Origin of the sequence: Paenibacillus sp. FSL K6-2441, assembly GCF_037964765.1 — a bacterium.
Taxonomy (GTDB): Bacteria; Bacillota; Bacilli; order Paenibacillales; family Paenibacillaceae; genus Fontibacillus; species Fontibacillus phoenicis.
Genome location: NZ_CP150174.1, coordinates 2,388,923 through 2,403,268, shown reverse-complemented (window position 1 = coordinate 2,403,268; position 14,346 = coordinate 2,388,923). Strand labels below are relative to the sequence as shown.

The following is a 14,346-nucleotide window of genomic DNA, read 5'->3' as shown; positions in this document are numbered from 1 at the left end:
GTGGCGAAGTTTGAATATCGGTTCCCTGAACTAGGCGAAGGCTTGCATGAAGGTGAAATCATCAAAATGCATATCAAGCCAGGGGACAAAGTAACGGATGAAGATATCATCATGGAGGTACAAAACGACAAAGCGATTGTTGAAGTACCATGTCCTGTGAACGGTGTTGTACAAGAAGTGTTTGGTAAAGACGGTGCTGTGTTCCGTGTAGGCGAAGTTGTTGCCGTCATCGAAGCTGAAGGCGATATTCCTGAACAAGAAGGTGCTCCAGCTCCAGCGGCTGAAGCAAGCGCTTCAGCTGCTCCAGCAGCAGCTCCGGCTCCGCAAGCAGCTTCTTCGTCTAAATTCGAGTACCGCTTCCCTGAGCTTGGCGAAGGTTTGCATGAAGGCGAAATTATCAAAATGCATATTAAACCGGGCGACAAGGTAACGGACGAAGACATCATTATGGAAGTCCAAAACGACAAAGCGGTCGTTGAAGTACCATGTCCAGTTAACGGTACGGTTCTTGAAGTGTTCGGCAAAGACGGTGCGATCTTCCGCGTAGGCGAAGTCGTCGCCATCATCGATGCCGAAGGCGATCTGCCTGAACAAGCCGCAGCACCTGCACAAGGTCATGACGCTCCTGCTGCTGCAGCAAGCGCACCGGCCGCAGCCGCAGCTCCTGCAGCTCCAAACCGTGAGATCCTCGCTACGCCTGGCGTACGCAAATATGCTCGCGAGCAAGGCGTTGACTTGTCGCTGGTACCAGGGACAGGGAAAGCCGGTAAAATCACGAAGGAAGACGTTGACAACTTCAAGAAAGGCGGAGCTGCCGCCGCTGCTCCAGCTCAAGCTGCTGCACCTGCACAAGCCGCTGCTCCAGCCCAAACTGCAAAAGCGCCTGCTGCCGCTGCACCAACAGCGATCGCAACAGAGGGCGAAGAAGAACGCGTTCCGTTCAAGGGTATCCGCAAAGCGATTTCCAACGCGATGGTGAAATCGGCTTACACGGCTCCGCATGTTACCATTATGGATGAAGTGGATGTTACGGAACTGGTTGCTTTCCGTACTCGCATGAAACCAATCGCCGAGAAGAAAGGCATTAAAGTCACTTATCTTCCATTCATCGTTAAAGCGCTGGTGGCCGCTTCCCGTCAATTCCCGGCTCTGAACGCTTCGATCGATGAAGCGAACAATGAGATCGTTTATAAGAAATACTACAACATCGGGATCGCAACCGACACCGATAACGGCTTGATCGTTCCGGTCATTAAAGATGCGGATCGGAAGAGCATATGGATGATCGCCGAAGCGATCAAAGACCTGGCATCCCGCGGCCGCGAAGGCAAACTGGCACCTCACGAAATGAAGGGCAGCACGATTTCGATCACGAACATCGGTTCTGCTGGCGGTATGTTCTTTACGCCGATTATCAACTACCCTGAAGTAGCGATCCTTGGTACCGGCCGCATCACCGAAAAACCGGTGGTTAAGAACGGCGAAATCGTTGCTGCACCGGTTATGGCCTTGTCGCTTAGCTTCGACCACCGTCTGATCGATGGTGCAACAGCACAGAACTTTATGAACTATATCAAACAGCTGCTCGCTAACCCAGAGCTGCTCGTTATGGAGGTGTAATCGTCAATGGTAGTAGGAGATGCTTCTATTGATATTGATACATTAGTTGTTGGGGCAGGTCCCGGCGGATATGTGGCGGCCATTCGTGCCGCCCAACTCGGGCAAAAAGTGCTCATCGTCGACAAAGCCGAGCTTGGCGGTGTTTGCTTGAACCGTGGTTGTATCCCGTCCAAAGCGCTGATCGCGGCAGCTCACCAATACGAATCTGCTCAACATGCAGAGGTGTTTGGGGTAAAAGCGGAGAAGGTGACCGTAGACTTCAAGAAAACCCAGGAATTCAAAAGCAGTGTCGTTAAGAAGATGACCCAAGGCGTTACCGGCCTGCTGAAAGGCAACAAGATCGAAGTTTTCAACGGTGAAGTGATGTTTATCAATGAAAACGAAGCTCGCTGCTTCAACGATCATGAATCGCCGCGTTATCGCTTCAAGCATTGCATTTTGGCAACCGGCTCCCGTCCAATCGAGCTGAAAGCCTTCCCGTTTGGCGGACGCATCCTGTCCTCGACGGAAGCGCTGGAGCTGCAAGAAGTTCCAAGCAGCCTCATCGTTATCGGCGGTGGATATATCGGTGCCGAACTCGGCCAAATGTACTCCAAATTCGGCACGAAAGTGACGATCATTGAAGGTATGGATACGGTACTGCCTGGCTTTGATAAAGACATGACTCGTCTGGTTGCCAAGAACATGGCGAAAACCGGCATTGAAATCGTGACGAATGCTAAAGCCGAAAGTGCAGAACAAACCGATAAGAACGTTACGGTGAAATATTCCGTAAACGGCGAAAGCAAAGAAGTTACCGCCGATTACTTGCTGGTAACGGTTGGACGTCGTCCGAACACCGACGGCGATTTGGGTCTGGATCTGGCCGGCGTTGAGTTGACTGACCGCGGTTTGGTTAAAGTTGACCATCAAGGCCGCACCAGCAACCCGAAAATCTTTGCGATCGGCGATATCGTAGCTGGCCCTGCGCTTGCGCATAAAGCTTCCTATGAAGGGAAAGTTGCGGCAGAAGCCATCGCGGGACTTCCTTCCGTGGTGGATTACAAAGCGATCCCAGCGGTCGTATTTACCGATCCAGAATGCGCCAGCGTAGGTCTGACGGAGTCGGAAGCGAAAGAGAAGGGCTACAAAGTCAAAGCCGGCAAGTTCCCGTTTGCGGGCAACGGTCGCGCAACTTCTCTGAATCAGCCTGACGGCTTCATCAAGATCGTTGCTAACGCGGATAACCATGTTGTACTCGGCGCGCAAGTCGTCGGGATCGAAGCATCCAACCTGATCGCTGAGTTGGGTCTTGCGGTTGAAATGGGTGCAACGCTCGAAGATATCTCGCTGACCATCCATGCTCACCCAACCTTGGGCGAAATCGTAATGGAAACTGCAGAGCTGGTCGAAGGTCATCCAATCCACGTCATCTCTCGCTAAGTTTAGCGTACGTCTTTCCCACTTCTTCTAGAAGTGGTTCATCTCCTAAATATGTTGGGCAAGACCGATGTTACGGTCTTGCCCCTTTTTTTTGCTGGTTTTGACTTCATTTCACTCCAAGCCGCATCCGATAGCCAAACAGGATACGTCGACTTTCTCCGCCAAATCCCTGTTTCACTCGTGCGCGAAATTGCTCGGCAGCGGCAGCAATTTCGTCCGCGCCTAATTTCAAGGCGGTTTGCAATCCGCCTTGACTGAGGGCCAAGTTCGCATACCGATCGGCATCACAGTCCTCCCAATGGTGAAAGACGATCTCACGGGAATATCGGAACAGGCCGCTCTTGCGGATTTGCTGTAAATGCTGATCTTTGGGCCATTTATAGGCTTCCTTCCCGGTTTCACTTAGTTCGCTGGCTCGTTTGTCACCCAGTTGAATGAGCTCTTCATAGGCTTGCTCAAGCTGGGGCGAGGCGACCGGCGGCCAATCGCAATCGTATGCGGCAAAAATGCCTCCAGGACGCAATACCCTGGCGAATTCTTGCAGTGTCGGTTGCGGGTCCATCCAGTGAAAGGATTGCGAGCAAGTGACCAGATCAACGGAGGAGTCTTCCAAAGGCAGTTCATAAGACAAGCCTTTAACAAATTGAAGCTGCTTTGGACCGCCGAGTTCCTGCCAGCGGTTCATCGCTACGGCGCGCATATCATCGTTGGGTTCAATCCCGACGATTTGCTTCGCATGATCCAGCCAGATAAAGGAGGAGAGACCGGTACCGCAACCGACATCTGCAATGACCTCCGGGCTGCGGCCTAAATACATCGTGAGGATGCCAATTAAATCAACCGGAGCCTTGGGTCGGCTCTGGTCATACAGATCACTGAACCCGCTGAAACGTTCAATGTTGTTTTGACGGATTTGTTCGCTCATTAGACAACTCTCCTTTTTCATACGCAAGACGAAGGTTATTACCGATTATACCGCAAAAAAGCCTAGCAAAAAAAAGGTTCTCGGCCGCGTAGACCAAGAACCCTTTGCATTTAAATAAACAAATTAATGCCCGATTGATCGGCCTTACCTAAATAATAGCCAACTCCGCCGATTTTGACCCCGTCGATCAACTCTTCTTGGCGTATGCCCATCAAATCCATGGACATTTGGCAGGCCACGATTTCAACCCCTTGCTCCATGGCGCTGGCCATCAATTCCTCCAAGGACGAGACGTTGTTCTGTTTCATCACGCCCCGAATCATCTTCGCCCCGAGTCCGAGCATGTTCATGCGGGAAAGGGACAATTTGCGGCTGCCGCGCGGCATCATCATGCCAAACATGCGGCCGATGAAGGTTTTGGCGACGGGAACCTTTTCCGTCTTGCGAAGAATGTTCAGTCCCCAGAAGGTGAAGAACAACGTGACTTTTTTGCCGCTGGCCGCTGCGCCATTGGCGATAATAAACGAAGCGATCGCCTTGTCCAGATCACCGCTGAATACGATCATCGTCGAGCCTTCCGGCGAGGACGCCGGCTGCGCCGCAGCAGCCTCAGGCTGAACCGGGTTTTCCTTGCGCAAATAGGCTTCGATGATGCCATCCGCACGCTTGGCGACCTGGAGCATCTGATGTTTGGACATGGCGGCCCATGCCTGCACATCCTCATAGAAACCCGGATCCGATGCGGTTACGTGCAGAATTTGTCCGGCTTCCAAACGGTCCATCGCTTGTTTGACCTGAATCAACGGACCCGGACAGCACAACCCGCAGGCGTCGAGCTCCGCATCGGCATGCTGCTTGGCTTGGGCTTCGAATGACGTCGCCGAATGCCGCTCAGTCTGTGGTTCGGCCGGGACTGTCTCCGCAGCGGCGATCTCCATTTTTGCCGTATGATCTGCGGGAAGCTCCTGTGAATTTGCCTGACCAGGCTGGTAATTGGCCATTTGATACAGCTTGTAACCGCCGGTTAGGTTGCGTACTTTATAACCTTTTTGCTGCAGAATCCGAGAAGCGGTATATCCGCGCAGCCCTACTTGGCAGTAGACCCAAATTTCCTTGTTCGGGTCCAGCTCATACAAGCGATCACGTAACTCATCGACCGGGATCAGCAGGGAGCCGGGAATATGTCCGTTGGCATGCTCCAGCTCTGAACGAACATCAACCAACATGGTGGTTTGTTCATCCCGGGTCGCCAAATCCTGAGGCACAAACACGCGAACTCTTTCGCTCAAGATGTTCTCGGCGGTATACGCCGCCATGTTGACCGGATCCTTTGCCGAGGAGTAGGGAGGGGCATAAGCCAGCTCCAGCTCGGCCAAATCCGCTACCGTTCCGCGGAATCGTATCACCGTGGCGATGTCGTCAATCCGTTTATCTACCCCGTCATATCCAACGGCTTGCGCGCCCAGTACCGTTCCGTCAGGCTGAAACAACAGCTTGATCGAGAGCGGGGTAGCGCCGGGATAATAGGAGGCATGGGAGTTAGGATGAACCACGGTGACATGGTATGGGATGCCCATCCGTTGGAGTGTTTTCTCATTGTTCCCGGTAGCCGCTCCGGTAAGTCCAAATACTTTGATAATGGACGTGCCTTGCGAGCCTTTATAGGTGGTTCCTAGACCGCAGACGTTGTCCGCAGCGATCCGTCCTTGCTTGTTGGCAGGTCCGGCGAGCGGGATCGCTGTTTTCGAGCCATTGACGAAATCAACGACTTCAACAGCGTCCCCCACGGCATAAATGTCAGGAATGCTCGTTTCCAGCTTATCGTTTACGAGAATATGTCCTCTTGGTCCAAGTTCGATGCCGGTATCCTTCAGAAAAGCGGTATCCGGCTTTACGCCAATCGCCAATACAACGAAATCAGCAGTACTTTCGCGCCCGTCCGAAGTGTGCACCGTAATCCGGTTGCCTTGCTCCGTAAACGAGGTGATGGTCTGCGACAATCGCAGCTTCACGCCGTGATTCTCCAGCTCTTTGGCTAGGACTCCCGCCATTTCGGGATCAAACGGTGCCAGAATTTGCGGACCGCCTTCAATTAACGTCACTTCAAGCCCGATTTCTCTTAAATTCTCGGCCATTTCGACGCCGATAAAACCGCCGCCGATCACAATGGCCGAACCTGCGTGCTCATCCACAACCCTTTGTTTCAGGCGGTCGGTGTCCGGTATATTCCGCAGTGTATGAATACGGCTGCTATTGATGCCGGGAAGATTCGGACGGATGGGTTTCGCGCCGGGCGACAAAATCAAGGCATCGTAGCTTTCGCGGTATTCGCCGCGTTCTTTGCTGCGGACCAGCACGGTTTTGGTCGCCGGATCGATCCCGATCACTTCGCTTTCCGTGCGGACATCGATGTTAAAACGGCGCTGCATCGCTTCCGGTGTTTGCACCAACAGCTTCGAGCGTTCCTTGATCGAATCGCCGATGTAGTAGGGGAGCCCGCAGTTCGCGAACGAAATATAGGGGTCCCGTTCAAACATGATGATATGCGCTTCTTCATCCAGACGGCGAAGTCTTGCGGCCGCAGAGGCTCCGCCGGCAACGCCTCCGACAATAATTACCTTTTTGCTCATCGGATTATTGTTCCTCCTCGAACAGATGGCGAACCAGTTTAATGACTCGCTCATTCGCCAAATGATAATTGACTTCCAATCCGTTGCGTTCAGCTTCAACGATACCTAAGCTGCGCAGCTTCTGCAGGTGCTGGGATACGGTCGATTGCGGCAGATCCAAGCACTCCTGCATGTACGTCACATTGCATTGCTTCTTATCCAACAAACCGCGGACGATACATAACCGAACCGGATGCGCCAAGGCTTTCAGCATTTCTGCTGTTTCCTGATAGGCTTTGAAATTGTAATCCATGTAGGTTCACCTCATTAATATCCTATCAATCACTATATCGTAATATTACGATATAACAATGCATTTTGCAACTTATAAGCACAACATGCGTTAGATACAGTAGTTAGAGAGCACGTCAAACCCGGAGGTGCCTTTTGCATGCAGAAAGCTGGTAGGTTCTTATTCATGCTATTGACTTTGATTGTGGCTGGTTGTGATCCAGAAGCACAGGACAATGGGGGTTATACAGGCACAGAGATGGAGCAACCGTCCATGACCAAACAAGATCACAATGGGGAAGGTCAATTATCGTCTACTCCGGTGCTTCCTGCTGAAGTAGATCCGGATCAATTGAAGGGGATCTTCGGATTTGCTGACGAAACTGGAAGCCGGATCATCGTGGCCGGGGAGGAAGAGGGGCAGCAGGAGCAGCTGGCTCAAATCACCCATGCAATTGGCGAGAACGGAGTTGTGCTACCCGTCACCTACGATACATGGCAAAGAGGAGACGGCGCAGGTTCAGGAAGAGACACTTCCTACAATTTCGCGCATTTGTCCGGGGATATCTTCACTGTGACCGAAGGTACGGCACAACCGAATGCGACGTATTATCTCTTCCAACCGCAGGACATCCCGCTGGATTCCTTATTGAACGTCGTTACCGATGGACGCTCGGTAATGGATGAACCTCTACGCGAGAAGCTTGAATCCGAGAAGGACAGAACAATTCGGCAACTCTGGAGTCTAGTGGAGGTTGGTTCGGATGCGAAACTGTATTTGGCGTTATTTCAGCCGGACGGGAAGAACCAGTTGTTTAGTTTCGTCCTCGTGCGGGACCATGGAGTTGTCGTCCTAGACTATCCCGCTGTTGCCGAGGATACGAATAGCGTCTGGCGGGTAGATGACCAGGGGGAAGTGACCCCGGAGATGTTTTCCTTTCTGTTTGCGGCCCAAACTACCGGTAAAGGGATATTAATAGGGTTGGAATGGTATGGGGCGGAAGGGATCAATGTGTTATTCCTGCATGGAGAGAAAGATCGGTTAATCGAACTTGAAACCCGATACGGTAGATATACGGCTCCTTTGTAAGCATCTATGAGATAATTCCAAACAAAGTTCCTCCGTCTTCTCCTGTCGGCAACCTATTGGCTTTGTTAATCGTCAATAGAACCGACAGGAGAAATGAAGGAAAAGTTTGGAGGATTGCCCATGCTCGCTCGAAGCTCGTCTATCTTTTATCTGATCTACCTGCTGTTCAGCCTGTTGATGGGGAACCGGACGCTAGCCCCACACGAGGAAACAGCCCCAGTGTATCCCGAACGGTTGGCCGGACAAATCGAGGACGAGATCCTGAAAGTCACGGCCAACGCAACCCGATCGGAGGACGGGTCGGAATATCGTTTGGAAGTCACCTTAACGAACAAAACGGGAACGATGGTAAATATTATTGCCGACTGTGGAAGCTCCATCACCATTGTTCGTAAGGAGCCGCCTCCCGAGGACCGCATATGTGCCGCCGTATATTCCATGGGAATTTACAAACATTCATCTACGACGGAGCAATATGACGTTCCGGTTACCGATATAATCAATGAAACCTTAATGATCAAAATCCGATACGAAGACGAAGGAGTCCGCGGAACTTTGGAGCTTAGCTTAACTGCTGAATCGTGACCCCCCTCTATTTAGGCAGCTTCGCAGAAGCGTTGGTGATGGTCCGGGAGATTTGTTTTTCCCAATCGTACACTTTCGTTAAAGAGGTGTGAATGGTTTTCGTTTGATCATACACAATCTTGAGCTCCAATGCTGCAACAATGGCGTCGCCTCGCTTGACGCTGGCCTTATATCGTTTATCAGCCGCCGAAAGGTGTTTTCGCGCGGCGGCGACGGATTTGTTTTCGGCGGTGATCTGCTTTTTTAACGTTTGTACGGGGGCGAGCGCGTCTTTAACGACTTTGACTTTGGCGGCTTTCGCTTTCTTCGCAGCGGCCAGCGCATCCTTCTTCGCTTTGATTTCCGCTGAAGCAGCCGTTGCTGCGGGCTTCAGCTGATTGCGCTTCAATTCCAGCAGATCCGCCGATTTCTTATCTTTGCGTATCTTGGCTGCCGAAACCTGCTTGCCCAAAGATTTGTACTCTTCCAACAGTGAGGCATGCTTCCGCTGCAATGATTCGGATTCCTGAGTCAGGCGAGTGATTGTGGCTTGATCGATGGCTTTGAGCTTCGCATTGATTGCTGCCAAAGCGTCATTATTCTTCTTGCGCAGTGCTGAAATTTCAAGGCTTTCCTGTTTGACCAGCGTTTGTACAGCGGTTAACCCATCATACATCGCATCAATCCCGCTCAAGGCCGCTTCCCAAGAGCTTGCGGCATACATTGGTCGGGTTCCGCTCATCATCAGCGAAATCGTAATTACCGCCAGCAACAGCAGTCTGATCGAATTTCTCCACTTCATAAACCGTCAACTCCCACCTATACGAATTTGCCATCCTCATAGGAACGCAAAAAAGCACCTGGCAAGAAAGGCGATTTCGCCTGACTTGCGAGGTGCTTCACTCGCTTGAATCTATATGATTTTGGCATATTTAACTATAAACTACCAGGCACCAAAAGTCAATCCTCTATACGAACTCACGTTCTAGATGAACGGGTTCGAGGTATTTACATAGGAAGAAATGACATACTATGTTTAAACTTTAAGGCTGGTGAGCAACATGCTATGCAATTTCTCGCGGTGCGGGCGATGCTATTTCTGGCTTCCGTTCGTTGTTTTAGGTCTGCTGTTGGGCGGATGCCGTCCAACCCCCATTCCTAAAGAACCGGATCTACTACATATCCAATCGATAAACGAACCCTCCACTGGCAAGAAAAAGGTCATTTTTGTTCTGGTCGACTCCCTCATGGACCAATCGATTCAACGCGGAATTGAGCACAATGAGCTTCCCACCTTTCAATATCTCATGCAGCATGGCCAATATTATCCCGATATGATTAGCTCCTTTCCGACTATGTCGATATCGATCGACAGTACGCTGCTTACCGGACGCCATCCGGATGCTCATCATGTGCCGGGCTTAACCTGGTATCCGCATCATGGCAAGAGAGTTATCGGTTATGGCTCTGGTCCCTTTGAAGTTTTGCGCCGCGGAACGAAATCGGTTTTGACTCATGCGTTAAAGGATTTGAATGGAAAGCACTTGAATCCCGATCTGCCGACCCTATATGAGGATTTGAAGCGGAGGGGCTTCACCTCCGGGTCGGTTAACGGATTGGTTTACCGAGGGATGACGGAACACCAAATCGACTTGCCGCAACCGTTACGCGGGCTTGTTCCGCTGGCATTGCCTTTTCAAGTGAAAGGGCCGGATTTTCTGGCTTTCGGGGCATTGTCGAACCCTCTTGACGGGGTGACGGATTTGCCTGACGGGCCTGCGGACCGGATGGGCTTTAATGATCGATATGCAATTGGAGTTGCAAAATACTTGATCCAAACCGGTCAACTGCCGGATTTTTTGCTGATTTATTTGCCTGACCTGGATGGAAAGTTGCACAAACACGGCCTTACAGATCGTGAAGGAATCAAGGAGACGGACCAGCGCCTAAGCGAGTTGCTGGAGGCTTACGAATCTCAAGCGCAAGCGCCCAACGATACGATTCTGATCGTTGCGGGAGATAGTGGAATGAGCCAAGTGTTGCCCAAAGACCAACAGCCGGTGATTTATTTGCCCAAGCTGTTACAGCGGTATCACGTGCTGCCGACTGGCGAAGCCATCGACCAGTCTACGGAAATTACCCTTGCTGTAAACGATACGATGGCCTATGTCTACATTTTGAAACCTGAGATGCCGCTGAAGGAAATCGCCGATGTGCTGAGGAGCGACCCGCGAATCGACATCATTACCTGGCAGGAAGATGGCTGGATTCACTGTGTGAAAGCAGGGGATCCGGCATCGATGAGATTCAAAGCAGGCGGGGATTTGCAGGATCCCTACAATCAATCCTGGACCGTGCAAGGGGTGGAACGGATTCTCGATTTGAAGCGGGAGAACGGCACCGGGCATGCCGGGCCACTCCGGATTACGTATGGAAAATATCCAGATCCACTGCGTCGCTTACAAGGCGCCCTGCAATCCCATGAAGGGAGATTTCTCATCGTCACCGCCAAACCGGGTTATGAGCTCGCGGAAGCCGGAGCGCCCACGCATGCTGGAGGCGGGGCTCATGGGGGCCTGGATGCGTCAGCTTCGCTGGTGCCTCTGATCATCTACGGAACGGAGAAGAGGCCGGATTTTTTGCGTATCGTCGATTTAAAGGCTTACTTGCTAGATTTGCTGCAGACGGAAAGCCGTAAATAAATCGGAGAGGGTGACACAAATTGGGCATCAACTCATTCAAAAGCCGAGGAAGTCTGCTATAATAGGATGGATTAGTAGACCAATGTGACGGGGTGTTAGAATCATGAGAAAATATTTGGATTTGCTGGAGGATGTTCTGAAGAACGGAACGCCCAAAGAGGATCGGACCGGTGTCGGGACACGATCGGTCTTCGGCCGGCAGCTGCGGTTTGACTTAAGCGAAGGCTTTCCGCTGGTAACGACCAAACGGATTCATTTGAAATCGGTGATCCACGAGCTGCTGTGGTTTTTGCGCGGCGATACGAATATCGCTTATCTGAAGGAACATGGCGTTCGGATTTGGGACGAGTGGGCGGATGAGAACGGCGACCTCGGCCCGGTGTATGGGTCGCAATGGCGCTCTTGGGAAGCCCCGGACGGCCGGAAAATCGATCAAATCGCAAACGTGGTTGAAGCGATCAAGAAAAATCCGGATTCTCGCCGCCACCTGGTAAGCGCCTGGAACGTAGCTGAGGTAGACCAAATGAAGCTGCCGCCATGCCATTTCGTTTTTCAATTTTATGTTGCAAACGGCAAGCTGTCTTGTATGCTGACGATGCGTTCGGTGGACACTTTCCTTGGCCTGCCGTTTAATATCGCTAGTTACGCGCTGCTCACCCACATGATCGCCCAGCAATGCGACCTTGAGGTTGGCGAGTTCATCTGGTCCGGCGGAGACGTGCATATTTACAACAACCATATCGAGCAGGTAAAAACCCAATTGGAACGCGAGCCTTATCCATTGCCAAAGCTGGTGATTAAACGGAAACCGGACTCGATCTTCGACTATAAATACGAGGATTTCGAATTTATCGATTACCAGTATCACCCGACGATCAAAGCAACGGTTGCTGTATAAAATTTACGGAGGATGGAGGGATCGATCGGGATGATCACGCTAATTTGGGCGATGTCCAGAAATGGGGTCATTGGCCGGAACAATCAGCTGCCCTGGAGACTGCCGGCGGATCTAAAGTTTTTTAAAGCGAATACGACAGGAAAAACGATCGTGATGGGCCGCAAGACTTGGGAATCCATGGGCAGCAAGCCGCTTCCGAACCGGCACAGTGTCGTGATGACCGCGGATCCGTCCTACAAGGCGGAAGGCGCGGATGTCGTCCATTCCGTGGAGGAAGCGTTAACCTACGCGGAGCGGGGAGAACTGATGATTATCGGCGGTGCGGGCGTGTTCAAGCATTTCCTGCCGCTCGCTGATCGGCTGATCGTGACCCGAATCGAAGAGGATATCGAAGGGGACGTATTTTTCCCTGACTTCTCATGGGAAGATTTTGAATTAGTCCATGAGGAGCAGGGAGTACAGGACGAGAAGAATCCCTATGATTACCGCTTTCTCACTTATGAACGCCGCAAATGATGTGATAATAAGTACAAATTATCATATCATTAATCCATTAATAACATTTCCCCCGAATGCTAACATCAAGATACATTGATGACGGCGTATGAAAAGTTTTCGATCGCCCGTATGGGGTGACTCGCCGACTTTTTATATCATGTGACATGATAACGGATGGGGGAACTTGTGATGTCTACACCAACAGGATTTATGGAGTTCAAGCGCGAACTTCCCGGGGACCGGAGCCCGTCCGAACGGGTGAAGGATTGGGAAGAATTTCATAAACATATGTCTGAGGAGGATCTGCGCATCCAAGGCGCACGCTGCATGGACTGCGGCACGCCTTATTGCCACACGGGCATTGATATGGCCGGCGGGACAGCGGGATGCCCAGTACACAACTTGATTCCGGAGTGGAATAACCTGGTTTACCGTAATCTCTGGAAAGAAGCGCTGGACCGTTTGCACAAAACCAACAACTTCCCGGAATTTACGGGACGGGTTTGCCCTGCGCCTTGTGAAGGCTCCTGTACCGTAGGTCTGATCGGTGAGCCAGTCACGATCAAGACGATTGAACAGGCGATTATTGATAAAGGGTTCGAAGAAGGCTGGGTTGTTCCTGAACCTCCGGAGAAGCGGACAGGCCGTAGAGTAGCCATTGTCGGCTCCGGACCAGCCGGTCTTGCTTGCGCCGCCCAATTAAACAAAGCGGGCCATGAAGTGACGGTCTATGAGCGCGCAGACCGAATCGGCGGTCTCCTGGTGTACGGGATTCCGACGATGAAGCTGGATAAAGCGATTGTCCAGCGCCGCGTGGATTTGCTGGCTGCCGAGGGCGTGAAATTCGTTACGAACACGGAAATCGGCAAAGATATCAAAGCTAAGCAGCTTGTCGATGAATACGACGCGGTGGTGCTCTGCGGAGGGGCAACCAAACCACGTGAATTTAATATCGAAGGCAGCGATTTGAACGGGGTACATTATGCGATGCCCTTCTTGAACGGCACGATTAAGAGCTACCTGGATTCCGGATTAACCGACGGGAACTATTTGTCCGCGGAAGGGAAGGATGTTATCGTCATCGGAGGCGGGGACACCGGCTCTGACTGCGTAGCGACGGCGCTGCGCCACGGTTGCCGCAGTGTCACACAATTCGGTACCCACGCGAAAGCTCCGCTGGAACGGGATCCGATCAACAACCCTTGGCCGCAATTCCCGAACGTGTACACGCTCGATTATGCCCAAGAAGAAGCGAAAGCATTGTTTGGTAAAGATCCTCGGGAATTCTCGATCATGACGACAAAATTTGTCGGCGACGAAAACGGCAACCTGAAGGAACTGCACACCGTGCAAATTCAGCGGATTGTCGACGAGACCGGACGCAAAATCTACAAGCCGATTCCGGGAACCGAGCGCGTCTTCCCAGCGCAACTGGCGCTGATTGCGATCGGGTTCGACGGTCCGGAATCGACGATCGCGGATGAGCTGGGACTCGAGAGAGATCGCCGTACGAACGTGAAGGCGAAATACGGTCAATTCAAAACCAATGTCGAGAAAGTGTTTGCGGCTGGCGATATGCGCCGGGGCCAAAGCTTGGTCGTTTGGGCGATCAACGAAGGCAGAGCGGCGGCACGTGAAGTGGATAAATATCTGATGGGTTCGACGGTGCTGGTATAATCCCGCTTACGAACCACAACATTTTGACAGGACGATCCTGGGTCAATATG

Annotated in this window: 12 protein-coding genes; 8 read left to right on the top strand and 4 right to left on the bottom strand. The window is 51.8% G+C overall.

Annotated elements, in window-relative coordinates:
* Both NSQ80_RS10880 and lpdA read left to right on the top strand, forming a co-directional pair.
* Nucleotides 1-1,620, top strand: coding sequence for a 2-oxo acid dehydrogenase subunit E2 (locus tag NSQ80_RS10880; RefSeq protein ID WP_009226184.1), 1,620 nt, complete (start codon nt 1-3; stop codon nt 1,618-1,620).
* Nucleotides 1,621-1,626: 6 nt separating this feature from the next.
* Nucleotides 1,627-3,042 carry a dihydrolipoyl dehydrogenase gene (gene lpdA / locus NSQ80_RS10875; protein ID WP_009226183.1) on the top strand — a complete coding sequence of 472 codons (1,416 nt, stop codon included), beginning with the start codon at nt 1,627-1,629 and terminating at the stop codon, nt 3,040-3,042.
* A 106-nt stretch (nt 3,043-3,148) separates the two neighbouring features.
* Here lpdA and NSQ80_RS10870 read toward each other — a convergent pair whose 3' ends face one another.
* The 3 genes from NSQ80_RS10870 to NSQ80_RS10860 all read right to left on the bottom strand — a co-directional run bounded on the left by NSQ80_RS10870 (nt 3,149) and on the right by NSQ80_RS10860 (nt 6,889).
* Entirely contained in the window at nt 3,149-3,967 is an 819-nt protein-coding gene (locus NSQ80_RS10870; protein WP_260070307.1) for a class I SAM-dependent methyltransferase, read from the bottom strand.
* Nucleotides 3,968-4,077: 110 nt separating this feature from the next.
* On the bottom strand, nt 4,078-6,597 hold the full coding sequence (locus NSQ80_RS10865) for an FAD-dependent oxidoreductase (protein WP_339298962.1): 2,520 nt from the start codon (nt 6,595-6,597) through the stop codon (nt 4,078-4,080).
* Nucleotides 6,598-6,601: 4 nt separating this feature from the next.
* A complete protein-coding gene (locus tag NSQ80_RS10860) occupies nt 6,602-6,889 on the bottom strand; it encodes a metalloregulator ArsR/SmtB family transcription factor (protein WP_009226180.1) in 288 nt (95 codons plus the stop codon).
* Nucleotides 6,890-7,141: 252 nt separating this feature from the next.
* Between NSQ80_RS10860 and NSQ80_RS10855 the strand changes: the two genes are divergently transcribed.
* Entirely contained in the window at nt 7,142-7,957 is an 816-nt protein-coding gene (locus tag NSQ80_RS10855; RefSeq protein WP_232282342.1) for a hypothetical protein, read from the top strand.
* Between the two features lie 120 nt (nt 7,958-8,077).
* On the top strand, nt 8,078-8,542 hold the full coding sequence (locus NSQ80_RS10850) for a hypothetical protein (protein ID WP_036646035.1): 465 nt from the start codon (nt 8,078-8,080) through the stop codon (nt 8,540-8,542).
* Between the two features lie 7 nt (nt 8,543-8,549).
* On the opposite strand, the gene NSQ80_RS10845 is transcribed toward NSQ80_RS10850, so the two are convergent.
* On the bottom strand, nt 8,550-9,323 hold the full coding sequence (locus NSQ80_RS10845) for a hypothetical protein (protein WP_260070304.1): 774 nt from the start codon (nt 9,321-9,323) through the stop codon (nt 8,550-8,552).
* Between the two features lie 445 nt (nt 9,324-9,768).
* Here NSQ80_RS10845 and NSQ80_RS10840 point away from each other — a divergent pair, with 445 nt between their 5' ends.
* The 4 genes from NSQ80_RS10840 (at nt 9,769) to NSQ80_RS10825 (ending at nt 14,296) form a co-directional block, all read left to right on the top strand.
* Nucleotides 9,769-11,223, top strand: a complete 1,455-nt coding sequence (locus NSQ80_RS10840) for an alkaline phosphatase family protein (RefSeq protein WP_339298958.1) — start codon at nt 9,769-9,771, stop codon at nt 11,221-11,223.
* Between the two features lie 103 nt (nt 11,224-11,326).
* Nucleotides 11,327-12,121 (top strand): thymidylate synthase, encoded by a 795-nt coding sequence (gene thyA / locus NSQ80_RS10835; protein ID WP_009226175.1) that lies wholly within the window; start codon nt 11,327-11,329, stop codon nt 12,119-12,121.
* Between the two features lie 30 nt (nt 12,122-12,151).
* Entirely contained in the window at nt 12,152-12,637 is a 486-nt protein-coding gene (locus NSQ80_RS10830; protein ID WP_009226174.1) for a dihydrofolate reductase, read from the top strand.
* Between the two features lie 171 nt (nt 12,638-12,808).
* A complete protein-coding gene (locus NSQ80_RS10825; protein WP_260070302.1) occupies nt 12,809-14,296 on the top strand; it encodes a glutamate synthase subunit beta in 1,488 nt (495 codons plus the stop codon).
* The last annotated feature ends 50 nt before the right edge of the window (nt 14,297-14,346 follow it).